General features: G+C 72.6%; 21 protein-coding genes. 6 read left to right on the top strand and 15 right to left on the bottom strand.

Features of this window, described 5'->3' with window-relative positions:
• Nucleotides 1–34: 34 nt before the first annotated feature.
• The 7 genes from EXE50_RS08300 to EXE50_RS17860 all read right to left on the bottom strand — a co-directional run bounded on the left by EXE50_RS08300 (nucleotide 35) and on the right by EXE50_RS17860 (nucleotide 6660).
• Nucleotides 35–1279 (bottom strand): M20/M25/M40 family metallo-hydrolase, encoded by a 1245-nt coding sequence (locus tag EXE50_RS08300; protein ID WP_137704811.1) that lies wholly within the window; start codon nucleotides 1277–1279, stop codon nucleotides 35–37.
• Nucleotides 1276–2223: a diaminopimelate epimerase gene (gene dapF / locus EXE50_RS08295; RefSeq protein ID WP_121599148.1), complete on the bottom strand. Its 948-nt coding sequence runs from the start codon at nucleotides 2221–2223 to the stop codon at nucleotides 1276–1278. The genes EXE50_RS08300 and dapF overlap by 4 nt, the downstream gene beginning before the upstream one ends.
• Nucleotides 2220–3587, bottom strand: a complete 1368-nt coding sequence (lysA, locus tag EXE50_RS08290) for a diaminopimelate decarboxylase (RefSeq protein ID WP_137704810.1) — start codon at nucleotides 3585–3587, stop codon at nucleotides 2220–2222. The genes dapF and lysA overlap by 4 nt, the downstream gene beginning before the upstream one ends.
• Nucleotides 3584–4423: a 2,3,4,5-tetrahydropyridine-2,6-dicarboxylate N-succinyltransferase gene (locus tag EXE50_RS08285; protein WP_053771580.1), complete on the bottom strand. Its 840-nt coding sequence runs from the start codon at nucleotides 4421–4423 to the stop codon at nucleotides 3584–3586. The genes lysA and EXE50_RS08285 overlap by 4 nt, the downstream gene beginning before the upstream one ends.
• A 57-nt stretch (nucleotides 4424–4480) precedes the next feature.
• Nucleotides 4481–5299, bottom strand: coding sequence for a 4-hydroxy-tetrahydrodipicolinate reductase (dapB, locus tag EXE50_RS08280; protein WP_053771581.1), 819 nt, complete (start codon nucleotides 5297–5299; stop codon nucleotides 4481–4483).
• Nucleotides 5296–6297, bottom strand: a complete 1002-nt coding sequence (gene dapA, locus EXE50_RS08275) for a 4-hydroxy-tetrahydrodipicolinate synthase (protein ID WP_137704809.1) — start codon at nucleotides 6295–6297, stop codon at nucleotides 5296–5298. Before dapA ends, dapB begins: the two co-directional genes overlap by 4 nt.
• Nucleotides 6298–6531: 234 nt before the next feature.
• A complete protein-coding gene (locus EXE50_RS17860; RefSeq protein WP_255410336.1) occupies nucleotides 6532–6660 on the bottom strand; it encodes a hypothetical protein in 129 nt (42 codons plus the stop codon).
• Nucleotides 6661–6773: 113 nt separating this feature from the next.
• Here EXE50_RS17860 and EXE50_RS08270 point away from each other — a divergent pair, with 113 nt between their 5' ends.
• Nucleotides 6774–7688: an HD domain-containing protein gene (locus EXE50_RS08270; RefSeq protein ID WP_053771583.1), complete on the top strand. Its 915-nt coding sequence runs from the start codon at nucleotides 6774–6776 to the stop codon at nucleotides 7686–7688.
• Nucleotides 7689–7721: 33 nt separating this feature from the next.
• Here the strand turns inward: EXE50_RS08270 and EXE50_RS08265 are convergent, their stop codons facing one another.
• Nucleotides 7722–9299 (bottom strand): aldehyde dehydrogenase family protein, encoded by a 1578-nt coding sequence (locus tag EXE50_RS08265; RefSeq protein WP_137704808.1) that lies wholly within the window; start codon nucleotides 9297–9299, stop codon nucleotides 7722–7724.
• 116 nt (nucleotides 9300–9415) lie between these two features.
• Between EXE50_RS08265 and EXE50_RS08260 the strand changes: the two genes are divergently transcribed.
• Together EXE50_RS08260 and EXE50_RS08255 are read left to right on the top strand one after the other, a co-directional pair.
• Entirely contained in the window at nucleotides 9416–13237 is a 3822-nt protein-coding gene (locus EXE50_RS08260) for a MarR family transcriptional regulator (RefSeq protein ID WP_137704807.1), read from the top strand.
• Nucleotides 13238–13287: 50 nt separating this feature from the next.
• On the top strand, nucleotides 13288–13797 hold the full coding sequence (locus EXE50_RS08255) for a PUA domain-containing protein (protein WP_137704806.1): 510 nt from the start codon (nucleotides 13288–13290) through the stop codon (nucleotides 13795–13797).
• Between the two features lie 314 nt (nucleotides 13798–14111).
• Here the strand turns inward: EXE50_RS08255 and EXE50_RS08250 are convergent, their stop codons facing one another.
• The 6 genes from EXE50_RS08250 to EXE50_RS08225 form a co-directional block, all read right to left on the bottom strand.
• Nucleotides 14112–15146: a presenilin family intramembrane aspartyl protease PSH gene (locus EXE50_RS08250; RefSeq protein ID WP_137704805.1), complete on the bottom strand. Its 1035-nt coding sequence runs from the start codon at nucleotides 15144–15146 to the stop codon at nucleotides 14112–14114.
• A gap of 674 nt (nucleotides 15147–15820) precedes the next feature.
• Nucleotides 15821–16627 carry a nitrilase-related carbon-nitrogen hydrolase gene (locus EXE50_RS08245; RefSeq protein WP_053771588.1) on the bottom strand — a complete coding sequence of 269 codons (807 nt, stop codon included), beginning with the start codon at nucleotides 16625–16627 and terminating at the stop codon, nucleotides 15821–15823.
• Complete coding sequence (locus tag EXE50_RS08240; RefSeq protein WP_053771589.1) at nucleotides 16624–17052, bottom strand: CoxG family protein; 429 nt, start codon at nucleotides 17050–17052, stop codon at nucleotides 16624–16626. The genes EXE50_RS08245 and EXE50_RS08240 overlap by 4 nt, the downstream gene beginning before the upstream one ends.
• 79 nt (nucleotides 17053–17131) lie before the next feature.
• The gene (locus EXE50_RS08235; RefSeq protein ID WP_053771590.1) at nucleotides 17132–17359 is read right to left on the bottom strand and encodes a hypothetical protein; all 228 of its coding nucleotides are present in this window, start codon (nucleotides 17357–17359) and stop codon (nucleotides 17132–17134) included.
• Between the two features lie 78 nt (nucleotides 17360–17437).
• Nucleotides 17438–17620: a hypothetical protein gene (locus tag EXE50_RS08230; RefSeq protein WP_053771591.1), complete on the bottom strand. Its 183-nt coding sequence runs from the start codon at nucleotides 17618–17620 to the stop codon at nucleotides 17438–17440.
• A gap of 93 nt (nucleotides 17621–17713) precedes the next feature.
• Nucleotides 17714–18745 (bottom strand): phosphate uptake regulator PhoU, encoded by a 1032-nt coding sequence (locus EXE50_RS08225; RefSeq protein ID WP_053771592.1) that lies wholly within the window; start codon nucleotides 18743–18745, stop codon nucleotides 17714–17716.
• A gap of 213 nt (nucleotides 18746–18958) precedes the next feature.
• Between EXE50_RS08225 and EXE50_RS08220 the strand changes: the two genes are divergently transcribed.
• Nucleotides 18959–19318: a response regulator gene (locus EXE50_RS08220; protein ID WP_053771593.1), complete on the top strand. Its 360-nt coding sequence runs from the start codon at nucleotides 18959–18961 to the stop codon at nucleotides 19316–19318.
• A gap of 24 nt (nucleotides 19319–19342) precedes the next feature.
• On the opposite strand, the gene EXE50_RS08215 is transcribed toward EXE50_RS08220, so the two are convergent.
• Nucleotides 19343–19723, bottom strand: coding sequence for a hypothetical protein (locus EXE50_RS08215; RefSeq protein WP_053771594.1), 381 nt, complete (start codon nucleotides 19721–19723; stop codon nucleotides 19343–19345).
• A 105-nt stretch (nucleotides 19724–19828) separates the two neighbouring features.
• Between EXE50_RS08215 and aglJ the strand changes: the two genes are divergently transcribed.
• A complete protein-coding gene (gene aglJ / locus EXE50_RS08210; protein WP_053771595.1) occupies nucleotides 19829–20887 on the top strand; it encodes an S-layer glycoprotein N-glycosyltransferase AglJ in 1059 nt (352 codons plus the stop codon).
• 319 nt (nucleotides 20888–21206) lie between these two features.
• Nucleotides 21207–23117 (top strand): ABC transporter substrate-binding protein, encoded by a 1911-nt coding sequence (locus tag EXE50_RS08205; protein ID WP_137704804.1) that lies wholly within the window; start codon nucleotides 21207–21209, stop codon nucleotides 23115–23117.
• The last annotated feature ends 5 nt before the right edge of the window (nucleotides 23118–23122 follow it).

Raw genomic sequence — 23122 nt, 5'->3', positions numbered from 1 at the left:
GGCGTTGCGAGCGGACGCCCGAGCGCGGCCGCGCTCACCCGAGCAGCGCGGCGACCGTCTCCTCGACCGCCGCCGCCGCCGCCTCGACCTCGCGCACCCGGACGTACTCCCGCTCGGCGTGCGCGACCGCGCCTGCCTCGTCGGCGAGGTCTCCGGGCCCGAACACGACCGTCGGCGCCGGCGCGAAGTAGGAGGCCTCCGTCGCCGCGCCGAACGGCCGGACGCCGCCCCCGCGCTCGTCCGAAAGGCCGACCGCGTCGCTCGCGTCGCGCGCCGCGTCGGCGACGGTTCGGACGAGGTCGTGGTCCGGGTCCGTCGCGAACGCCTCCAGGAACGGCGACTCGCGGTCGGTGAGCGCGACGGCGGCGTCGACGCCCCGGTCGCCGGCCGGGCCGCTCGCGAGCGACTCCCGCACCGCGTCCGCGAGCGACGACCGGAACTCCTCGGCGGTCTCCGGCGGGACGCTCCGCCGGTCGACCGTTATCTCGCAGTCCGCCGGCACCTGGTTCGTCGCCGCGCCGCCCTCGACGACCGTGGGAGTGAGCTTCGGCGGCCCCAACTGCGGGTGGGCGGTCGCGTCCGCGTCGAACGTCCGGACCGCTGCGAGCGCGTCCTCGGCCGCCGCGACCGCGTTCGCGCCCGCGAACTCGGCGGCGTGCGCGGCGACCCCGGACAGCTCGACGGTCGCCTGGAACCGCCCCTTCGCGGCGGTGCAGGCGTCGAGCCCCGTGGGCTCGCCGACGAGGTACAGGTCCCCGTCAAGCCGGTCGTCGGTCCCCGGCAGCCGGCCGGCCAGGGCCGCGGCGCCGAGCGACAGCGCCTCCTCGTCGGGGGTGAGCGCGAGCGTGAGCCGCCCGCGGTCGGGGTCGGCGGCGAGGAAGCCGGCGAGCAGCGCCGCGAGCGGCCCCTTCGCGTCGCAGGCGCCCCGGCCGCGGATCACCTCGTCCGGGTCGTCCCCGGCCCCCGTCTGAGCGCCGCGCTCGCCGTCGCGCGTCGGCCCGCGCTCGAACGCGACGTGCGGCGTCACCGTGTCGAGGTGCGTGTTCAACACGAGGTGCGGCCCCGCCCCGGGCGCCGGCGAGCGCTTCTCCGCGAGGACGCAGCCGTCCGCGACGACCGCGGGGTCGGCGCCCCGTCGGTCGAGGAGGTCGACGACGGACTCGCGCATCTCGTCGGGCGACTCGTGGGAGGGGATCCGGACCGCCTCTTCGAGGAACGAGACCGGGTCGAAGTCGGGCCCCGCGTCCGAACCCGAGCCGGCATCGCCGTCGCCGCTCATCTGGGGTCGGCGGGGAGCGCCCCCGAGAACTCGTGGGCGACGGGGCCGGCGAGCGTGGCGTGGCCGCGGTCCGGTACCGTTATCCGCAGTTCGCCGCCCGGCGGCCGGCTCACGGCCGACTCGCCCTCGATCAGGCCCAGGCGGCGGGCGGCCGCGACGACCGCGACCGCGCCGGTGCCGCAGGAGCGCGTCTCGCCCTCGACGCCGCGCTCGAAGGTGCGCTGGTCGAGGACCGCCGGTCCGTCGCCGGCGCCGTCGTCGACGACGGCGGCGAGGTTGACGTTCGCGCCCTCGGGGAAGACGTCGGCGTGTCGGACCGGCGGCGCGACCGCGTCGAGGTCGACCGCGTCGATCCCGTCGGGGTCGTCGCGGCCGCCGTCGACGAACGCGACCGCGTGCGGGACGCCGGTGTGGACGGCGGTGACGGGCAGCCCCGCGACCGGCTCGTCGACCAGCGGCTCGTCAGCGAGCGCGCCCTCGCGGGCGACCGGGACGCGGCGGGGGTCGAACGTCGGCTCGCCCATCTCGATGGTGGCGGCGCTCCCGTCCGCGGTCACCGTGGCGCGGCGGGTGCCCGCCTGCGTGTCGATCATGAACTCGCGGTCGCCAGTCCGGTCGTGAGCCCAGCGCGCGACGACGCGGGCGCCGTTGCCGCACATCGTCGCGGTGGAGCCGTCCGGCTGGACCAGCGTCATCACGACGCGGGTCGGGTCGAACCGCTCCTCGATCGACAGGAAGAGGACGCCGTCCGCGCCGCGTCGGCCCGACGGCGCGCCGCGGTCGTCCGCAGCGGTGAAGTCGCCGCCGTCGACGCCCGTCTCGCGGTCGCAGTGCGCCCGCGCGAACGCCGCGCGGTCGCCGACGTTCTCGTCGGCCGCGTCGACGACGAGGAAGTCGTTGCCCGTGCCGTGGTACTTCTCGACCGGGACGGCGTGGGTGCTCATCGGCCGCCCTCCGTCCGGTCGGCGCGGTCACGCGCCGCCTCTCGCTCGACCGTCGTCAGATCGTCGAGCGCCTCTCGGCGCCGGACGACCGCCGCGGTCCCGCCGTCGAGCGCGACCTCCGCCGGCCGCGGTCGTGAGTTGTATTGGCTCGCCATCTCGTACCCGTACGCGCCCGCGGTCCCGACCGCGAGGAGGTCCCCCCGGTGCGGGTCGGCGAGCGCGCGGTTCGTACCCAGCGTATCGCCGGTCTCACAGATAGGTCCGGCGACCGTGACAGGGGTTGCCTCCCGCTCGGCGACGGGGGGCGCGTCGCCCCCGTCGCGGTCCCGCCCGCCGCCCAGGTTGCGGATCGGGTGGTAGGCGTCGTACATCGCCGGGCGGAGCAGGTCGGTCATCCCCGCGTCGGCGCCGACGACCGTCTCGTCCGGCGTCGGCTTCACCGTGTTCACCCGCGTCAGGAGGACGCCGGCGTCCGCGACGACGTAGCGCCCGGGCTCGACGGCGAGGTCGATGCCGTCGGGCAGCGGCGCGACCGCCTCGCGGGTGGCCTCGGCGACCGCCGGCAGGTCGAGCGGCGGGGCGTCCTCCTCGTAGGGGACGCCGAACCCGCCGCCCACGTCGACGTAGTCGAGGTCGACGGGGGCCGCGTCGCCGTCCGGGTCGGCCAGCTCGCGCGCCAGGTCGCCCATCCGCGCGACCAGTTCGCGGTGGCTGTCCAGCTGCTCCGGGTCGATCCCCGAGCCGGCGTGGGCGTGGACCCCGACCACGTCGAAGCGCTCGGCCGCGTCTCGCGCCGCGTCCGCGGCCCGGTCGTACGGGATCCCGAACTTCGCGGCGCCGCCGGTGGTGACCTTCTCGTGGTGGCCCGCGCCCACGCCGGGGTTCACGCGGACGCAGACGCGGCCGTCGTAGCCCCGCTCCAGGAGGCGGTCGAGCGTGTCGACGGCGCCGACGGTGACGGTGAGGTCCGGCTCCGCCGCGGCGACGCCGGCGACGTAGTCGAGGTCGCGGGCCGGCGGGTTGACCGCGGTGTAGTGGAGCCGCGAGCCGTCGAAGCCGGCGGCGAGCGCGCGAGCGACCTCGCCCGCCGAGGCGCACTCGGCGTCGAGGCCCGCGTCGCGGACCGCCTCCAGGACTGCGCGGCCGGTGTGCGCCTTGACGGCGTACCGTACGTCGGCGTCGGGGAACGCCGCGAGCAGCCGCTCGCAGTTCTCGCGGACGCGGTCGAGGTCTTGGACGTACAGCGGCGTCTCGTGCGCGGCCGCGAGGTCGCGGAGGCGGTCGGCGTCCCAGTCGCTCACGCGGCGGACCGGGGGGTTCTCGTCGGGGGCGGTCGGCGCCGCGCTCGCGTCCGCGTCGCTCATTCCCGGAGCGCGTCCTCCCGCCGCGTCGCCTCCAGCGTCTCCTCCTCGACGTGCGTCGCGACGACCGCGGGCTTGTACGCGCCGCCCTCGAAGAGGTCGTGGTCGCCGACGGACGACTCCACCATCCGGGTGAACGCGCGGCGCTCTGCCGGGAGGTGGCCGTAGACGACCTCCTCCTCGACGAGGTCGTAGACGGGGATCCGGGGCGTGAGAAGCGTGTTCTCCCCGACGATCGAGTCCTCGCCGACGCGGAACCCGCTGGTGACGCGACAGCCCGCGCCCAGCGAGACGCCGTCCTCGATGATCACCGGCGCGTCCTCGACCGGTTCGAGGACGCCGCCGATCAGCGTGTTGGCGCCGAGCTTGACGTTCTCGCCCAGCTGCGCGCAGGAGCCGACCGTGTCACAGGAGTCGACGAGGGTGCCGTCGCCGACGTACGCGCCCACGTTGACGAACGAGGGGCTCATCATGATACAGTCGCTGCCGAGGTACGCGCCGCGGCGGATCGTCGTCCCGTCCGGGGTGTTCCGCGTGCCGCGCTCGGCGAGGTCGTCGGTGTCGCGCAGCGGGAGCACGTCGTGGTAGGTGACGCCGCCGTACTCTCGCGGCTCCGTCTCGCGCAGGCCGAAGTTCAGCAGGATCCCCCGCTTGACCCACTCGTTGGCCTCCCACGAGGTCACGTCGTCGCCGGTCTTCTCGGCGGCGCGGACCTCGCCGGCCTCCAGGGCGGCGAGGAACTCGTCTATCACGGCCGCGTCCGCGTCGGTCGCGTCCGCCGCGGTCAGCCCGTCCTGATAGCGGTTCCACAGGTCGGCGACGTCGGCTTCGAGGCTCATTGGCTGGAGTATGGATGAGTGTCGGTATTTACTCGTCGATATTCAGATGTTCTGAGGTTATTCATCGGCGCCCCCGTCGGTGCGGTCGGTCCCGTCGTCGGCCGCGTCGAGCACGTCGTCGAACCCGTACCAGCCCGGGTCGCGGCCGGCGAGCCACGCGGCGGCGTCGAGCGCGCCCTCGGCGAACACCCCGCGGTCGCCGGCGCGGTGCGTGAGTTCCAGCGTCTCGCGGTTGCCGGCCAGCAGGACCTCGTGTTCGCCGGTCACGTCGCCCGCCCGGCGGGCGTGGACGCCGACCTCGCCCGGGCTTCGGGGCGCGTCGCCCTCGCGGCCGTGGACGCGCTCGTCGAGGTCGCCGCGCACGGCCGCCACGTCGTCGAGGATCGACTTCGCGGTCCCCGAGGGGGCGTCGCGCTTCGCGTTGTGGTGCGTCTCGGTCAGCTCCGCGTCGTAGCCGGGCAGCGCCGCGGCGGCCTCGCGGACCGCGCGGCGGAGCGCGGCCACGCCCCGGGCGAAGTTCGACGCCTTGAGCACGGGCACCGCCTCGCTCGCGGCTCGGAGGTCGGCGACCTGGGCGTCGGCGAACCCCGTCGTACCGGTGACGAGCGGGACGCCCGCGTCGGCGCAGGTCTCGGCGTACGCGACCGCGGAGTCGGGGCCGGTGAAGTCGATCAGGGCGTCGGGCGCCTCCCTCGCGAGCAGGTCGTCGAGGTCGGCGGCGTCGGCGACCGGGACGCCCGCGACCGGCTCGGTCTCGGTGCGGTTGACCGCGACCGCGACCGCGACGCCCTCGCGGTCGGCGGCCGCCTCGATCACCTCGCGGCCCATGCGGCCGCCCGCGCCGGTGACGGCGAGCGAGAGCGCGTCCGCGCTCATTCCGCGCCCTCCGTCGCCGCGGGGTCGACGTCCGTCGGGTCGATCGCTCCCGGCGCCTGCTCCTCGTACGCGGCCAGCAGGTCGCGGAGCGACTCGCGTCGCTCGGCCGAGAGCCGCGAGAGCGGCGAGCGGACGCGGGGGCCGCCCCGGCCCCGGATGTGCATGGCCTCCTTCACCGGGATCGGGTTCGTCTCGGCGAACAGCTCGCGGACGAGCGGCGACAGCTCGTGGTGGAGCGTCCGCGCGCGGTCGTAGTCGCCCGAGAGCGCGGCGCCGACCATCGCGCAGGTCCGCTCGGGCTCGACGTTGGCGACCACGCTGATCGTCCCCGTGCCCCCGATAGAGAGGACCGGCAGCGTGAGGCCGTCGTCGCCCGACAGCACGGCGAACGCCTCGTCGCGGGTGCGCTCGATCACCTCGCTGATGAGGTTGAGGTCGCCCGAGGCGGCCTTGTACCCGCGGACGTTCGGGTGTTCGGCGAGCTCGGCGGTCACGTCGACCGGGATCGACTGGCCCGTCCGGCTCGGCACGTTGTAGACGATCTGCGGGAGGTCCACCTCGTCGGCGATGGTGCGGTAGTGGTCGAGGAACCCCTGCGGCTCGGGCTTGTTGTAGTACGGCGAGATCAGGAGGAGGCCGTCGGCGCCCGCGTCGGCCGCGCGCCGCGACAGCGAGAGCGCCTCCGCGGTGTTGTTCGAGCCGGTGCCGGCGATGACGGGGATGTCGTCGAGGGCGTCGCGGACCGTCTCGATCACCGCGACGTGCTCGTCGTGGCTCATCGTCGCCGACTCGCCGGTCGAGCCGACGGGGACGACGCCGTCGACGCCCGCGCGTTCGAGGAACCGAGCGTTCGCGGCGAGCTGGTCGTGGTCGACCGCGTCGCCGTCGGTGAAGGGGGTCGTCATCGCGGGGTACACGCCCTCGAAGGGCGCGTCGGTCGGTTCGCCGTCCGTCGCGTCGTGCGTCGCGTAGGGTGTCGTGGTGGTCGTGTCTGTCATGGGTGCTGCGGTGAGTCCGGGTCGGTGAACGGGTCGATGCGCGCGAGCCGGGGGTCGTCCGGGACGGGGTCGCCACTCCCGCCGGCGGACGGCTCACGCGCGTTTTTTCGAGAAGAGCCGCGCCGCTGGCGTCGACTGCGGGCCGCGTGCGGACGCGGGTCGGGTCACATTGCCATATTGATCGGTCGCGCGCTTATACGTTGTGTCTCGGGTCGAAACTGCCGCGGCGGTCGCTCACGGACCCGCTCCGATGCCGTCGCCGCGGACGGCGGGCCGCGTCGCGAGCGCGACCGCCGCGACCGCGGTCGCGAGGTTCAGCCGGAACGTCGGCCTGTCGAACCCGGCCACCGCCTCGACCGCCACAGCCGCGACACCGGCTCGCGGTCGGCGACGCGGTTCGCGAGCGCCGCCTCGGCGGTCCGGACGGGGACCGAGGGCTCGCACATTTATGCCGGCCGGGCGACTCTGGGAGACGCATGAACGACCCGTCCGACGACGCCCGCGACCCGATCGACGGCGACGACGTCCCCGACCCAGCCCCACCGGACGAACCGACGGCGGCCGACGAGATCAGCGCCGACACCGACGCCGCCCGCCACGAGTACGACCCGGACGCCGAGCACGCGTTCCCCGACGAGCGCCTCAACGAGGTCCTCGCGCGGCTCGAATCGGACGAGGAGATCGTCGCCTACTTGGAGGCGCAGAACGTCAACCCGGTCGCGCGGAAGGGGTACAACGACCACGGCGCCAAGCACGTCGGGATCGTCCGCGACCGAGCGCTCCGGCTGTACGACCTGCTCAAGTCCGGCGGCGTCGAGTTCAACGGCGCCCGCCAGCAGGGGCTCGACGAGGCGGACGAGCCCGTGATCGTCGCGCTGGCGGCGACGCTCCACGACATCGGCCACGTCGTCCACCGCCACGACCACCCATACTACTCGATCCCGCTGGCGGCGGACCTGCTGGACGACCTGCTCCCGGCGTTCTACGGCGTGGCGGACCGGGTGCGCGTGAAGGCGGAGGTGCTCCACGCGATCCTGTGTCACCACACGGAGGAGCAGCCGCTCACGCTGGAGGCCGGCGTGGTCCGGATCGCCGACGGCCTCGACATGGAACGCGGGCGCTCGCGGGTCCCCTACGAGGAGGGCGGGCGCGGGATCAACACCGTCTCCTCGCAGGCGATCGAGCGCGTCTCGCTCCGCGAGGGCGACGAGACCCCCGTTCAGGTCGTGATCCGGATGAACAACGCCGCCGGCGTCTACCAGGTCGACTCCCTGCTCAAGGCGAAGATCGAGGGCTCGCTGCTCGAAGACCGGATCCGGACCGTCGCGATCAACACCCACAGCGACGGGCGGGACGGGAACGGCTCGATCGTCGACCGGATCGAGCTCTGAGCCGGCCGACCCGCCCGATCCCGACGACGCGGCTCAGGGACCGCGGAGCGTGTCGCCGGCCCCGTTCCGGTGGGACGCCTCGTCCGCGACGCTCGTCGCCGCGACGGTCGCCGTCTGCGCGAGGCGGTCGGGCGTGAGCCCGCCGCGGAGCTGGCTCCCCTCGGCGGCGCCGCCCCCCAGCACGGGCGCCGCCTCGAACCCGTTGGAGCGCGCGCCGGTCGCCGCGATCCCCGGCTGGTTGACGACGAGGCGCCCGGGCGCGAGCCGCTCCGCGGCGCGTCGCGCGCGGCGCTGCTGGGTGGTGTGGACCGCCGCGGCGTGCGGGGACCCGATCTCCGCGGCGAGCGCGAGCGCGCCGTCGAACCCGCTCCGACCGTGGACCGCGACCGCGGGGATCCCGGGCAGCGCCGCGAGCCGGTCGTCGACGCCGTCGGGCTCGGCGACGAGGAACGCCGCCTCGCGGGCCGCGCTCGGGAGGTCGAGTTCGGCCGCCAGCCACCGCGGCGAGTTCCCGCGGGGGTCCGTCGCCCCGTCGTCGGCGTCGCCGAGGAGCGACCGAAGCCGGTCGCGCTCGGCCGCGTCGAGGACGTAGCCCCCCTCCGATTCGAGCGCGGAACACAAGGAGTCGACCGCCGGCGACACCGTGACGACCGCGGCGTCGCCCGCGGGGTGCGCGCCGAAGTCGTACGTCGCGCCGACCGCGACGCGCGTCGCCACGGCCTCGGCCGGGACCGACCCGTCCGCGACGGCGACGACGCCGTCGGCGCCGGCGGCGAGGTTCGGCGTCCCGCAGCGCTGCCCCGCCGCGACCGTCGCCTCGGAGCCGGCCGCGACGACGAGGTCGGCGCGCTCGAACAGCGCGTCCGTCTCGGGCTTCGCGGCGGGCGCCGGCAGCATCGAGACCGCGCCGGTCGGCGCCCCCGCGTCGGCGAGCGCGCGGCGGACGGTCTCGACGACCACGTCGCACGTCTCGACGGTCGACGGCGAGGGCGCGAAGACGACCGCGTTCCGGGCGGCGAGCGCGTACAGCGAGAGGACCGCGGGGATCACGACCGGGTGGGTCGCGGGGACCGCCGCGCCGACGACGCCGACCGGCCCGGCGACGGTCACGGTCCCGCGCGCGCCGTCGCGGTCGACCACGCCGGCGGTCGGCGCGTCCCGCAGCGTCCGCCGGGCGGCGTCGAGCGCGGTCGCTATCTTCTCGGCCTTCGTCCCCGGGTGGCCGCGCCCGGTCTCGTTGGCCGCCGACCGCGCGAGCCGGCTGACCGTCTCCCTGTCGGCCAAGCGCTCGCCGACCGACCGCACGAGCGCGTCGACGTCGCCGGGGTCCCACGCCGCCAGGTCGTCGGCGGCCGCCCGCGACGCCGCGACGGTCCGCGACGCGCGGCTCGGCAGGTCCGCGGCGCCTGTCCCGGACCCGCCTGACGTCGAGCCGCCGTCGCCCGCCGCGTCGGAGTCGGTGTCGGCGTCGTCGTCGGGCGCGTCGGCCCCGTCCGGCGCCGGCCCGGCGGACTCGACCGGCTTGGCGTCGTCCCGGCCGCTCGGTTCCGCCTCGTCGAGCCGGGCCGACGCCTCCGCCTCGTCGCTCCCGCCCCCACGGTCCTCGTTCATGGGAGCGAGTGTGGCGGTGACGCCCTTATTCTCACCCAGTGAAACACTGTGCCACCGCGCGCGAGAGTCGTCACCGAAGAAACAGTTATACCGGTGGGTGTGGTGCGGAAGCACGTATGACGGAGGCGTCGGAGCTCGTTGGCGCCGTCGAGCGCCGGCTCGACTTCCTCGAACGGCTCGCCGCGGAGCCGCTGCGCAAACACGAGCTCGTCGACGCGCTCGGCCACTCCCGGTCGACGGTGAACCGGGCGATAGACGAGCTCGAGGCGGCCGGACTCGTCGCGAGCGAGACCGACGGCTATCGGACGACGCTGTCCGGCCGCCTCCTCGCCACCGAGTACTGCGAGTTCCTGACGGCCGCCGACGACCTCGCGGCCGCGGGCGACGTGCTGGACCCGCTCGGCGCGGACGTCGACGTCGACCCCGCGGTCCTCCGCGAGGCGGAGACGTACCGGGCCGCGGCCCCGGACCCCTACCGGCCGCTGGAGGTGCTCGACGGAGCGCTCGCCGACGCGGACGCGGTCGCGGCCGCGCTGCCCGCGTTCCCCTACCCGCGGGTCGCGGCGCGGCTCCGGCGCACGGCCGCGGGCGGCGGGACGGTCGACCTGGCGCTCGCGGACCGGGCGTACCGACACGCCGCCGAGCGCTTCGCGGACGACCTCGGCGCCGTCGCGCGGCGGGAGGGGTCCCGCGTCGCCGCGGTCGACGCCGTCGACGCGGGGGTGGTCGCGGCCGACGGGACCGCGCTGCTTCTCACCTTCGACGACGGCGGGACGCTCCACGGGGCGGCGGCGTCGACCGAGCCGGAGGCCGTCGAGTGGGCGGAACGGAAGGTGCGGGGACTGATCGACCGCGGGCACGACACGGGCGACGCGCTCGCGGCGATGGACGACGCCGAGACGGGAGAGACCGGGCGCGACGCGCGCGGTGGCGACCGATCCGAGGGGGAGGCCGGCGACTCGTCGGCGGGCGGCGACCCCGACGCGACCGACGGCCGGGAGCGATCCGCCGGGGCGGACGGGAAGACAGGGCACACCGGCGGTCGGCTCTTCGGGGGGACCGGGTCCGACGACACCGGGCAGAGCCCGCTCTCGGCGCAGGGGTTCCACGCGGTCGACGAGGACCGGCTCTCCGGCGAGCCGGACCCGTACGGACCGCTCCGCGCGACGGCGTCGTTCCCGGAGGTCGACGCGGGGTACGTCCTCGACAGGACCGCGGTGCGCGACGGCGAGCGGCGGTCGATCGCCGGGGTGCTCGTCGACGGGCTCACTGAGGGCACCGACCACGCGCTCGTCGGCCCGCCGGGCAGCGGCAAGAGCACGGTGTGCCGGAGCGTCGCGGTCGAGTGGTACCGGTCGGGACGCGGTCCGGTGACGTACCGGCCGAGCGACGGCGGCGACCCGTTCGCCGCGACGGAGCGGCTCCGCGAGCGCGTGACCGCGGGGGACGGCCACCACCTCGTGGTCGTCGAGGACGCGGTCGACCCCGGGGCCGCGGAGGCGGTCGGTCTCGCCCGCGAACTGGCCGACCGCGACGACGTGTCCTTCCTGTTCGACGCCCGCGAGGAGCCGTACGACGACCCCGACGGGCTCCCGCTGTCCCCGGCCGACCTGCGCTACCGCCGGGAGATGGCGACCGTGCGGATGCCCCGGCTCGACGCGCGCGAGGTGGAGCGGTTCGTCGCCCACGTCGCCGACTGTACCGGGTCGGCGCCGGCGGCCGACCCGAACGCGCTGCTCGACGACGTGCGGCGCGCGGACGACGAGCGCGTCGGGGAGCTGCTCGCGCTCGTCCACCGCCTCGTCCGCGCGAGCGGCGAGGGCGCGACCGGGTCGGTCGCCGGCGCCGACCCGGGGGAGAGCGCGGCCGGCGCCTCGGGAGAACGCGAGACAAGCGACGGGACGGCCGGACGCAGCGGAGACGCCGGCCCCGAGTCGGGACTGGAGGCGGCGGTCGCGGAGGCGGTCCGGGAGGTCCGGAACCGGCCGCCGCCGACGGCGGACGTGGCGGCGCTCGTGAACCTCCTCAACGTCGCCGGCGTGGGCGACGTCGGGACCCTGGCGTACGCGCTCGTCGACGGGCCGGCGGGGAGTTCGGGAGGCGACCCCGAGGGGGGCGACGGCGACCCGTCGCCGACCGTCGACGGGGTGCGGCGCGCGCTCGACCGCCTCGTCGGGACCGCCCTCGTCTGCTCCGGGGACGAGGGGTACCGCGCGGTCCACGACGAGTGGTCGGTGCTGTTCCTGGAGCGGCTCGTCGAGCGGGAGCCGGCGCCGATCGTCGCCAGGCGCGTGGGGCGGGCCGTCTCGCGGGTGCTCGCGCTCGCGGACGACCCGACGCGGCGCGCCCGCGTCCGGCGCGCCGTTGGCGGCGACGCGCCGACGGTCGATCGGATCGAGCGCGACCCGGGCGCGTGGGCGGCGGAGACCGTCCGGGCGGTGTACGGCGTGGGCCGTCGCTACCCCCGGCTCGCGCCGCTGTACGGGCGCGTTCGCTACGCCTGGATCGACCTCCCGGACGCGTGCCCGGACGGCCTGCGCGACCGGCCGCCGGAGTGGGTGGCCCGGATGTACGTCGACGCCGGCGACCTCGACGGGGCGACTGCGGCGCTCGACGCGTGGCGGCCCGCCGACGAGGCGGGCGCCGCCGAGCGCCAGCGCGGGTACGGCGACGTGGCGCGGCGGCGCGGCGAGTACGACGCGGCGCGCGAGCGGTACGAGCGGGCCGAGGAGCTGTTCGGGGCCGCGGGCGACCGCGGCGGGCTCGCGGCGGCCGTCCGCGGTCGCGCCCAGGCGGCTCACTTCGACGGGGACTTCGAGGAGGCCTACGAGGCGGCCTCGCGGGCGTACGCCATCGCCGTCGAGGTCGGCGACCCCATCGCGGAGGCGAAGGCGCTGATGGACGTCGGCAACGCGCTCGACGGGCTCGACGGGACCGACGCCGTCCTCGCCCACTACCGGGTGGCCGGCGACCTGTTCCGCGCCTACGACGACACGCACGGGGCGGCGAACGTGCGCGCGAACCAGGCGGTGGCGCTGCGCCGTCGCGGCGACCTCGACGCGGCCGAGCGGACGGCGCGGCGCTCGCTCGACGGCTACCGGACGGTCGGCGACGAACACCGCGAGGCCATTTCGCTTTTGAACCTCGCGGCGGTCGCCGAGCAGCGCGGCGCCGTCGGCGAGGCGGTAGCCCGCGCGGCGGAGGCGCGGGCCATCGCCGAGCGGGTCGGCTCGGAGCTGTACGAGGCGTTCGCGCTGAGCCACCTCGGCAGCGCGGCCCACGTCGCCGGCGACCTCGACCGGGCGGAGCGGTACCTCACCGACGCGTTGGACCGCCTCGACGCGCTCGGCGCCGACACGCGCTGCGCGATGGTGACCGCCATCTTGGCGGAGGTCGCCATCGACCGCGGCGACCTCGGCGCGGCCGAGCGGCGGGTCGACCGGACCGCGTCGCTGCTCGACGACCACGCGGGGCACAAGCGGCTGGCGGAGTTAGACCGGGTCCGGGGCCGGCTGGCGCTGGCTCGGGGGGACGGCGACGCCGCGGCGGCCGCGCTGGAGTCCGCCGTCGAGTCGGCCCGCGCCGGCGGGTTCACGCAGGTCGAGGCGCAGGCGCTCGCGACGCTGGGCGCCGCGGCGGCCCGGCGCGGGGACGGCGAGGCGGCGGCGTCCCGGCTGACCGCGGCGCTCGACCTCGGCCACCGGATCGAGGCGGTTCGGGCGGTCGTCGCGGCCGCCGACGAGCTGGCCGGTCTCCTCGGCGAGAGTCCCGGCGGCCCGACCGCGACGGACCGCGAGGCGGTGGCCGAGGCGCTGCGGGAGTCGCCGCCAGAGAGGGTCGCGGCCGAGTCGGCCGCCGACCCGGGAGCGTACCGGGCGCTCGCCGACCGCTGGCGCGTCGACGGCGACGGCGCCGCGACGTACCCGCCGCTCGGGTGAGCCGCGGGCGGTGTCGCAACCACTTTGGGCGCGCGCGGAGAACCGCGGCCATGACCGACGCCGACACGCTCGCGGACCTGCGGACGGCGGCAGACTACCAGTTCGGGGCCGGCGCGGGCGACGCGCTGTTCCCGCCGGGCGACCCGCTCACCGTGCGCCGGTCGAGCGGCGGCCGCCCGCGACAGGTGATCGACGGCGACGTCGACGACACGCCCGGCAGCAGCGAGGGCGACCGGCTCGTCTCGTACGGCACCGACGGCCGGTTCACGCTCGGGCTCGCGGGCGGGAGAAGAATCCACAGGGCGTTCGCACCGCCCCGACACCGGATGGTCGTCGGCGAGGAGAGCGAGCCGTTCGTGCGCGAGGGGCGCAACGCGTTCGCGAAGTTCGTCACCGCGGCCGACGGCGGGATCCGGCCGGGCGACGAGGTGCTCGTCGTCGACGAGTCCGACGCGATATTCGGGGTCGGGCGCGCCGAGCTCTCCGGCGCGGAGGCCGAACAACTCGGCTCGGGCGTCGCCGTGAAGACGCGCGACGGGAACCCCGCAGACGGCGAATAGCGAATTTTTTGCGGTGGCGCGTGCCCGCGAGCGGCCGACGCGAAGCGGAGGCCGCGAGGCGGCACGCGCGAGGGACGCGGTGAGCGCTCGGAGAGCGCGAACCGCGAGGCTGGGGAGGCGTGAGGTGCGGTTGCGGTCGGGCGGGACTCGAAGGGGCAGCCGCGAGGCGACCAGAGGCGACGTAAGCACCGCAGAAGCGAGCAACGCGAGCGACGAGGAGCGCAGCGAGCGTCTGGTCGCCTCGCGGCTGGGGCTTCGGGGGTGTTCGTGTCGGTCGGTGGTCCGTGGACGAACTCATCGTGCGCCGAATCGACTTATAAGAATCCCGCCAGTCCGAGCGCCTCGATCAGCGGGACCCCGGCGACGACCGAGCCGATCAGGTAGCCGCCGATGGCGCCGCCGTTCAGGAGGGGAAGCCCCGCGTGCGGCCGCCCCTGTATCACCCACCGCATGAGGACGAGCAGCCCCGCGAGGGTCCCGACCATCGCCAACAGCGCGGGGAGGTTGACGCCGAGGAGCGGGACCGCGAGGTCCCTCGCCGGCGAGAACGTCGCCGCGCTCGCGATCAGCACCGTCGGGATGACGGCGTCGCCGAGGCCGATGAAGAACGCGTCGCGGTCACCGGTGTCGGCGGGGTCGGCGGCCACGTCCTCGGCGTCATTCGCGTCCGCGACGGCGTCGTCGGCGTCCGCGTCGGAGCCCGTCGTCTCGCCGCCTTCCGCGTCCGACGCCGACTCGTCGCCGACCCCCGCGGCCTCGTCGCTGGCCGACCCGTCGTCGAGCAGCGAGTACGACAGCGACAGCGGGATCACCAGCACGACGGGGATGTTCAGGTCCATCACGCCCTCCGCGAGCGACAACATGTGTTCGGTGCCGTACACGGAGACCGCGTCGTAAACGGCGAGGACGGCGAGCAGGATCAGCGCGGGCAGGAGGCCGAAGGAGATGCCGAACAGCCCGGCGGCGCCGGCGCCCATCAACACACCGGCGGTGTCGATGACGTACCACTCGGGGTGGACGAGCAGGCCGACCGCGACCGCGACCGCCGGGACGGCGGCCGCGAGCGGCGGGACGAGCGCGGAGAACACGTACCACGAGAGCCACGCCGACACGCCGACGATCAGCAGCCGGATCGCCCCGTCGAAGTCGTACCGGAACGCCGCCAGCATCAGTCCGGTCATCACGACGATGGCCGCGACGTACACCACGCTGTTCACGGGGTTGTCCGGGTTCTCGACCGCCTGGTACCCGCTCTCGGCGAACTCGGGGACGAGCGCCAGCGCGCCCACCTGGACGATCAGGAACAGCCCGACGACGAAGGCGACGCCGCGGTACTCGCGGGGGAACATTCGACCGCCGGTTCGTCGGCCGAGGGTTTCGTCCTTGCGCTTCGGCCACGCGCGGCGGCGACGGCGGTCACTGTTCGAGAAGCGGAGCGGAGCGCGAACAGAAGCGGGTTCGGGCTCGGTGTGGGAGCGGGTGGACCCGAACCCAAGCCGACGGACGACGGACGGTGGAAGCGAGTGGCCGACCGGCCCGCCCGAAACGGGATGGGGCCTGTCGGATTCGTCCGCGGCGTTTACTTCCTATCCCGAGCGACCTAAGAACCTACCGCCCGAGTTATCAGGAGAGATACTCGGAGTGTGAAAGAGACAAAACCGGACGGAACGAAGACGACGTTGGCCGTCGAGGGAACGAGGAAAAGGGGTGGGAGAGGTGGGAGGCGGGCGAAAGGCGAAGCGGCGGCGAGAGGCGGCGGGCGACGGCCGGACAGCGGACCCCCAGGCTGTCGTCGGCGTCGCCGCCCGGGCGGTCGGGACGGGCGCGCGGATCGATTAACGCCGAATTCCAACGAGAAAAGCGTCGGTCTTCGGCAAAAGGCGCTATGTCCCTCAGGCGTATAAATGTGTGAGATCCGGAACGGCGCGATCCGGCGAGACGGGATCCGGGCACGTGGGATCCGGCGAGGCGGGGTTGAGGCACGCCGGATCCGACGCCCCACGCGAGGCACGCGCGGGTCGGCTCACCGGCGGTCGCGCAGCGCCGGGAACTCCTCGCGGACCGCCGCGACCCGGTCGGGGTCCACCGTCGCGGTCACGACGCCCGGTTCGTCGCCGACCGACGCGAGCGCGGTCCCCCAGGGGTCGTACACCGCGCTCCGGCCGCAGAGCGCGTCGTCGCCGAACCGACCGCTCCCGTTGACCGCGGCGACGTACGCGAGGTTCTCGATGGCCCGCGCGCGGCCGAGCGTCCGCCAGTGTTCGATCCGCGGGTAGGGCCACGCGCTCGGCACCAGCACGCACTCGACGCCCCGATCGACCATCCCGCGGAACTGCTCCGGGAATCGGAGGTCGTAGCAGGTCGTCACCCCGATCGTGACGCCCCCGAGGTCGACCACGGGTGCCCGCTCGCCGGGGACCATCCGGTCCGTCTCCTCGGAGCCGTACCCGAAGAGGTGGCGCTTCCGGTAGACGAGGCGCCGTTCGCCGTCGGCGTCGAACAGCACCGCGGCGTTTGCGAGCCCGGACTCGGCCGGCACGTCGAGGCCGTCCGCGGCCGACGCGGACAGGTCCTCGACGACCGTGCCGGCCAGCACCGCCACGTCGTGGTCGTCGGCCGCGGCCGCGAACCGGGCGAGCCGGTCGCCGGCGAGGCTCTCAGCGGCCCGGCCGTACGCGTCGAACGCGAAGTAGCCCACGTCGAACAGCTCGGGGAGCACGACGAGGTCAGCTCCCTCGTCGGCGGCCGCCCGCACCCGGTCGAGCGCCCGGTCGACGTTCGCCGCGACCGCGCCGCCCTCGACCGCCAGTTGGACGCCGGCGAGCCTCATGCCGGCGAGGCGAGCGAAGCGCGGAGCGCGTCCTCCAAGTTGTCCAGCTCGGCGTCGAAGTTCCGCTTGAAGAAGGACTCGACGCCGGGGAGCTTCCCGTCGACGACGAACTCGTTGGCGAGCCGGCAGCCGCCGTCGGTCTCGGTGATCTCGTGTTCGCCGGTGACGCGGAAGGCCCGCGACTTCCCGACGAACTTCACTCGGTTCGGGGGGTCGCGGGCGATGTCCTTCGTCTCGACGTCGATCGTCGAGCGGATCATCGGGATGGGGAGCGCGACGTGCCAGGTCGCGCTGCCGTCGTCGTGTACCTCGAAGGAGTCGACCACGCTGATGGCGCCCGCGCGCTGCTCCGCGTCCGAGATGAACGCCCACACGTCGGCCGGCGGCGCGTCGAACTCGAACGTCCGGGAGACTCGAACGGTCATACGTACTCGTTTGGGACTACGGGGGTTAAAAATGCGCGTCGACGGTGTCGGGTGCGGGGGACGCGGTCGCCCGACGACCTCAACCCTCCGGGGTCACGCGCCAGGTGGTCGACTTCGCACGGCCCCACTTCTCGATGTCTACGTCCTCCGACTTCTCGGCGAGCCGCGGGAGCCGGGAGCCCACCTGCTTCGCGGTGAGGCCGATCGCGTCGGCGATCGTCTTCGAGCGAACGTACCGCTCACCACGGGTGACGCTGTCCGTGAGGTACGCGAGGATCCGCTGTTCCTCCTCGGTGTACTCGCTCATTATCAGACCTACGCGTCTGACGTCCTTAACGGTTTCTCGTCTTTCGCGGTCGGCCGACCGGTCCGGGGCGCGGACCGGTCAGTCGAACAGCTGGACCGCGCCGACGGCGAGCGTCGCGAAGAGGAACGCGCCCGCGAACCCCCACGCTTTCCCGAGCTGACCCGGGTACGCTGCCATCACGACGGCGCCGACGACCGCGATGGCGCCGAGCGCGAGCGCGACGCCGACCTCCTTGTCCGACTCGATGGAACCCTCGCTCATACGAATCGCTTCGCGGGGGACCACTTAGTTCATGCGAACCGCGCGACACGCGTCGGGGAGACGGAAGGGAAGACTGCGGGCCGGACGCCGCGATCAGATGATCTCGACGTGGTCCGACGCCTCGTTGAGCGCGAGGTTCGCCGCGATCTCGGCGTTTCGCATGGCGTACTCCGCGGTGTGCTGGAGGCTGACGAGCACCTCCCGGGTCATGAGCAGCGTCTCGTTGTCCAGGTCGTTCGGGAGCTCGTCGAGAATCTCCTGTTCGCGGTCCTCCAACCGCGAGAACAGGTCGCGGCACTCGACCGTGAGGTCGTAGTCGCGCTCGACGACCGCCCGGACCGCGAGCGCCGTCAGCTCGTCAACCTGGTCGGTGAACTCGCGGATCTGCCGCATCGTCGCGCTGTCGACGTCGAGGGTATGCCCGTCCGCCTCCATCACGATCTCGGCGATGTCCTCCGCGTTGTCGGCGGTGAGTTCGAGGTTCTTCGCCACGGAGCGGTAGCCGATCAGCGGGAACCCCTCTTCGAGGCCCACCGCACGCGCGAGGTTGGGGTTTTGATAGGCGGTGAAGATGAGCCGGAGCAGGAGGACGAATATCTTGTTCGCCTGCCGCTCGCGGTTGAGCGCGCGTTGCGCGAGGTCGGGGTTGCCGTGGGCGAGCGCCTTCACGCCCTCGCCGCGCATCGTCGACCCCGTGTTCTCCAGGCGTTCGAGCAGGTTGTCGAGGGTGAAGTCCTCTGGGTCGACCGAACAGCGGATCGAGATGTCCTCCGGGGTCTCCTCGATGACGCCGAGCCCCATCAGCTGGGTCTCGGCCTTGTACACCGCGTTGATGTGCTCGCTGTCGAGCGCCCCCTCGCTGCGGACGTGGATCACGCGCCGCCCCAACACGTACTGTGCGACGATGGCGCGTTCGAGCGAGCGCGCGTCGAGCCCGTCGGCGTTGATCACCGCCTCCGACTCCTCGGTGCTCACCGACTCGGGAAGCACCGTGAGCGTCCCTTTCCCGCCCATCCGCAGCGACACCTCGTCGCCCTTGTTCACGCCGTGTTCCTGCGCCCACTCTGCCGGGAGAGTCATCGCCAGCGTCGACGGCCCCAGCCGCTGGACCTTCCGCGTTTCCATGCCCGACCGTACCGCCGGATAGACCTTAACCTTGTTCCCATGTTCATTATACGCCGAGCCGAATATACAAGGGATACTTGGCGCACCGCGGTGGGAGGTCGGACGCCGCCGCCGCGACGACGAGGCGGATCGAGGCCGAGATCGGATTCACGACGGATGGTCGGAGCGGGGACCGATCCGCGCGCTTATGTCGGTCAGGGTGAGAGAACGGGTATGACCGAGCGGGTACTCGTCGTCGACGACTCCTCCTTCCAGCGGACCGTCGTTCGGGACGCGCTGGCGGAGCGGTTCGAGGTCGTCGACGAGGCGGAGAACGGCGCAGAGGCGGTCGAACTCTTCGAGGCGTACGAGCCGGACGCGGTGTCGATGGACGTCGTGATGCCGGAGATGACCGGGATCGAGGCCACGGCGGCCATCAAGGACCGCTGGCCCGACGCGGTGATCGTGATGTGTACGAGCGTCGACCAGCAGGAGAAGATGATGGAGGCGGTGAAGGCGGGCGCCGACGGCTACGTGACGAAGCCCGTCGACGCCGAGGAGCTGGTCGGCGAGTTCGAGAGCCACCTCGGGTAGCGGCGCTCGGGAACCGACGCGGGATCAGGCGGGATCGAACGAGCGGAGGATCGACGCGAGCGCGCTCGCCAGCTCCTCGAACCGGTCCATCTCCATCGAGTCGGTCGTCACCCACACGCCGTGGTCGTTGGCGATGACGCGCGTGAGGTATCCGTTCTCGAACACGCGGACCGTGAACTGGTAGTCGCCGAGCTGGGTGTTGGCGTACATCGACTGCGCGTGGAACCCCTGACGCTCGTTCTCGGCGAAGCCGACCAGGTCGGCGGTCCGGCTCAGGTCGCTGCGGAGGTACAGCTGGTCGACGTCCTCTTCCGTGAAGTACGTCAGGCTCCGCAGCTCGTCTCCCGTCGCGGTGCGGGCGGCGCTGAGCAGTTCCTCTGCGCGTTGGTCCGGTGGGTGGGGCATACACTCACGATCAATGTTCACATACATGAGCGTGTGGGTGGCCGCAGCCCCGGCCGGCGACCGGGAGGGACAGAGTTTACCGACTCCCCCGTGATCGCTCGTCTGATGAGCGACCACGACGACGTCTGCGTCCTGCTGCCGACGATGAACGAGGCCGAGACGGTCGCACGCGTCGTCAAGGACTTCCGGGACGCCGGCTTCGAGAACCTCCTCGTGATCGACGGCGGCTCGACCGACGGGACGCAGCCGATCGCCCGCGAGGCCGGCGCGCGCGTCGTGGAGCAGTCGGGGCGCGGCAAGGGGCAGGCGGTCAGGGAGGCGGTCAGGGACCACGTCCGGGCGCCGTACGTCCTGATGGCGGACGCGGACGCCACCTACGACGCGAGCGACGCGGCGGCGATGCTCGATCCCCTGCGCGACGGCGAGGCCGACCACGTCATCGGGAACCGGTTCGCGGACATGCGCCCGGGCGCGATGACCCGGCTCAACCGGATCGGAAACCGCCTCATCAACCTCGCGTTCCGGGCGATCCACCGCGAGAGCTACCGCGACATCCTCTCCGGGTACCGCGCGTTCACCCGCGAGTCGTTCCTGCGGCTCCACCTCACCGCCGACGGGTTCGGTATCGAGACGGAGATGGCCGTCGAATGCGTGAAGAACCGCGTCCCGGTCGCCGTGGTCCCGATCACGTACCGGGAGCGGCCCGGCGGCTCCGCGACGAACCTCCACCCGGTCCGGGACGGCGGCGTGATCTTCCTGGAGCTGTACCGGAAGGCGAAGACGAACAACCCGCTGTTCTACTTCGGAAGCGCCGGCGCGGCCGCGACCGCGGCGGGGCTGGCGATGGGCGCGTTCGTCCTCTACCGGTACCTCGCGTTCGGGATCAGCCACGAGATCGTCGCCGTCGGCGCGGTCGGCGCGACGATCCTCGGGATCCAGCTGCTCGTGTTCGGCGTCCTCGCCGACATGATTCACTCCCTCCACCGCGAGCAGATCGCGCGGTACGAGCGGGCGGCCGGCGACGGATCGACGGGGAGGTCGTCGGCCGACGGCGGCGACGGCCGAGCGATCGGAACGGAGGAGGTCGCCGCCTCGGGCCGCACGAACGAAGGGCGGGACGCCGGAACCGACAACGTTGCCGGTCAGGACGGTCGCGGCGACTGAAGGGCGTGCGCGAGGCCGGTCTGACCGGGACCGTGCGAAGTGGAACACGGCCTCGCCGGAACTCCCGGAGCCTGCTCCGGGAGGCGTCCGGAGATTATTCCGGAGACGCCGACTCCGCGTCCGAGGTCACTGAGCGGTTAGTTGGGGTAAATTTCGCGACGTATATTGTTTCAAACTGCCACAGCCGTGTTGAAACGGACCCCGACAGACCGGTTTTCCCGCCCGGATACGCCGATTATCGAAACGGATGTAAGGTGATCGTCCCCGACAACTGTCCCGAAGTCTGAAGTTTTTTATACACACGCTCGTATCGGATTGTATGCCACGGCGAAACATTGAGGATCGTGATGATTCTCGGCATATCAGCCGGCGACAATGGCTCTCCGCGCTCGGTATGGCCGGCGCAGTGACGCTCGCCGGTTGTTCCGGAAACGGCGAAACCAACTCCGACAGCGGCTCCGGTTCGGATGATATCAGTCAGGAAGAAATATACGCGACGGCCGCGGCATCCTCCTTCTCAACACTCAACCCGATATACAACGACGAAAACGGCGCCGGGAATGCGATCGCCCGCGCCCTTGACTTAGGGTACACGTTTGACGAGGAGAACGAGTACGTTCCACTCCTCTATGACATGTCCACCGAGGACGGCGAGGTGTGGACGTTCAAGATTCGTGAGGGACTCGAATTCAGCGATCCGTACGGTGAAGTGACCGCGAGTGACTTTATCTACCTCATCCAAGAGGTTCATCAGAGCACCTGGGCCAGTTCGGTCGCGTCAGCGAGTTGGGACGGGGTCACAGTCGAAGAGACCGGCGAATACGAGTTCCAGGCCACGCTGAACACGCCACAGCTCCTCTGGCCCGAGAGTTTTGACCCCCAGCTGTACCCGATTCCGCAGGGCCTCCTTGAGCCGTACGTCGAGGAGGAGGACGCAGAAGGGCTTCGACAGGACGAGGAACTGCTAGAACTCCAGTTCTCAGGGAATCTCGGTCCGTACGTCCTTGACGAGTGGCAGCGGGACGGCGGGACCCGCTACAGCCGAAACGACGACTACTACCTCCAAGATGCGGACGATCTCCCGGACGTGTTCAACGAAGCCCCGTACTTCGAGAAGGCCGAAATCCGTGTGATCGGTGAGCAAGCCTCGCGACTCGGTGCGCTGGAGACCGGGGAGGTCGACACGGCGTCGATCCCGCCGAACCAGGTCAAGTCGTATCAGAACAATGACGAAATATACGTCAACCAGATCCCGCAGCCGTACAACGAGAAGATATCGGTCAACATGCGGGACAACGGTTGGACGACCGGGCCGGGGAACATGTTCCGGCACGTGCCGTTCCGACAGGCGATGGCCGCTGCGATCGACAAGCAGGGGCTTATTGAAGGCGTGTTCCGCGACTTCGCGGAGACGCACTTCACCTGGCAGCCGAGGTTCAGTAACTTCTATCCGCCCGAGAGCGACATCCCTCAGTTCGGCGTCGGTGATAGCTACGGGAGCGAAGTGGCCCGCGGGCTGGCAGAGGACGCGTTCGAGCAGTCCGAGTACGACTACCGGTTCGACGGTGAGACGATGGTCGACCCCGACGGGAACCAGGTCCAGCTTAGCCTCTACCACAGCGCCGGACAGAACACCGAGCAACTAATGGCCGACTTCATCGCACAGGAGCTCGGTGAGAACCTCGGCATAAGCGTGAACGTTGAGGCGATCGACGGGACCAGATTCAACAACGAGTACTGGACTCAGACCGACTTCCCCACTCCGGAGACGAACGATGACGGCGAGGTCGTCAGCGTGCCGGAGGAGCTCGTCGACACGGTGAACGGCGAGAGAGTAGAGTGGACTCAACCTGCCTCCACCAACCCCGGCCCGCGCAACATCACGTCGAACGAGTCGTGGGACATGGAAGTCGTGTTCGGCCTGAACACGTACCCGCGGAATCCGCTTGCAAACAGCGTCTTCTTCGAGGGCGCGAATCCGCTCTACAACCCTGTCGGTTACTACCCGGGATTCGACGCGGAGCAGCTGTTCGAGAACGCGCGGCAGGCGACGTCCGAGGAGGAGCTGGCGAACGCGCTCGTGGAACTGTTCGCCAACCTCGCGGAGGAGCAGCCGTACATCATGCTCGCGTTCCCCGACAGCACGGTCGGATACCGTGAGGGGCTCGAAGGTCCCATCGAGAACTTCTCCAACGGCTGGAACCTCCCGGCGTGGAGATACGAGGGGTAGAGCGG

This window comes from Halorubrum sp. ARQ200 (assembly GCF_005435115.1).
GTDB classification, from domain to species: Archaea; Halobacteriota; Halobacteria; order Halobacteriales; family Haloferacaceae; genus Halorubrum; species Halorubrum tropicale.
This window is presented reverse-complemented; position numbering and strand designations above follow the sequence as displayed.

What these genes read in the sequence shown, in the direction of transcription:
- EXE50_RS08300 (WP_137704811.1), bottom strand. Translation starts at nt 1,279, where the DNA reads ATGAGCGGCGACGGCGATGCCGGCTCGGGTTCGGACGCGGGGCCCGAC.
- dapF (WP_121599148.1), bottom strand. Translation starts at nt 2,223, where the DNA reads ATGAGCACCCACGCCGTCCCGGTCGAGAAGTACCACGGCACGGGCAAC.
- lysA (WP_137704810.1), bottom strand. Translation starts at nt 3,587, where the DNA reads ATGAGCGACGCGGACGCGAGCGCGGCGCCGACCGCCCCCGACGAGAAC.
- EXE50_RS08285 (WP_053771580.1), bottom strand. Translation starts at nt 4,423, where the DNA reads ATGAGCCTCGAAGCCGACGTCGCCGACCTGTGGAACCGCTATCAGGAC.
- dapB (WP_053771581.1), bottom strand. Translation starts at nt 5,299, where the DNA reads ATGAGCGCGGACGCGCTCTCGCTCGCCGTCACCGGCGCGGGCGGCCGC.
- dapA (WP_137704809.1), bottom strand. Translation starts at nt 6,297, where the DNA reads ATGACAGACACGACCACCACGACACCCTACGCGACGCACGACGCGACG.
- EXE50_RS08270 (WP_053771583.1), top strand. Translation starts at nt 6,774, where the DNA reads ATGAACGACCCGTCCGACGACGCCCGCGACCCGATCGACGGCGACGAC.
- EXE50_RS08265 (WP_137704808.1), bottom strand. Translation starts at nt 9,299, where the DNA reads ATGAACGAGGACCGTGGGGGCGGGAGCGACGAGGCGGAGGCGTCGGCC.
- EXE50_RS08260 (WP_137704807.1), top strand. Translation starts at nt 9,416, where the DNA reads ATGACGGAGGCGTCGGAGCTCGTTGGCGCCGTCGAGCGCCGGCTCGAC.
- EXE50_RS08255 (WP_137704806.1), top strand. Translation starts at nt 13,288, where the DNA reads ATGACCGACGCCGACACGCTCGCGGACCTGCGGACGGCGGCAGACTAC.
- EXE50_RS08250 (WP_137704805.1), bottom strand. Translation starts at nt 15,146, where the DNA reads ATGTTCCCCCGCGAGTACCGCGGCGTCGCCTTCGTCGTCGGGCTGTTC.
- EXE50_RS08245 (WP_053771588.1), bottom strand. Translation starts at nt 16,627, where the DNA reads ATGAGGCTCGCCGGCGTCCAACTGGCGGTCGAGGGCGGCGCGGTCGCG.
- EXE50_RS08240 (WP_053771589.1), bottom strand. Translation starts at nt 17,052, where the DNA reads ATGACCGTTCGAGTCTCCCGGACGTTCGAGTTCGACGCGCCGCCGGCC.
- EXE50_RS08235 (WP_053771590.1), bottom strand. Translation starts at nt 17,359, where the DNA reads ATGAGCGAGTACACCGAGGAGGAACAGCGGATCCTCGCGTACCTCACG.
- EXE50_RS08230 (WP_053771591.1), bottom strand. Translation starts at nt 17,620, where the DNA reads ATGAGCGAGGGTTCCATCGAGTCGGACAAGGAGGTCGGCGTCGCGCTC.
- EXE50_RS08225 (WP_053771592.1), bottom strand. Translation starts at nt 18,745, where the DNA reads ATGGAAACGCGGAAGGTCCAGCGGCTGGGGCCGTCGACGCTGGCGATG.
- EXE50_RS08220 (WP_053771593.1), top strand. Translation starts at nt 18,959, where the DNA reads ATGACCGAGCGGGTACTCGTCGTCGACGACTCCTCCTTCCAGCGGACC.
- EXE50_RS08215 (WP_053771594.1), bottom strand. Translation starts at nt 19,723, where the DNA reads ATGCCCCACCCACCGGACCAACGCGCAGAGGAACTGCTCAGCGCCGCC.
- aglJ (WP_053771595.1), top strand. Translation starts at nt 19,829, where the DNA reads ATGAGCGACCACGACGACGTCTGCGTCCTGCTGCCGACGATGAACGAG.
- EXE50_RS08205 (WP_137704804.1), top strand. Translation starts at nt 21,207, where the DNA reads ATGCCACGGCGAAACATTGAGGATCGTGATGATTCTCGGCATATCAGC.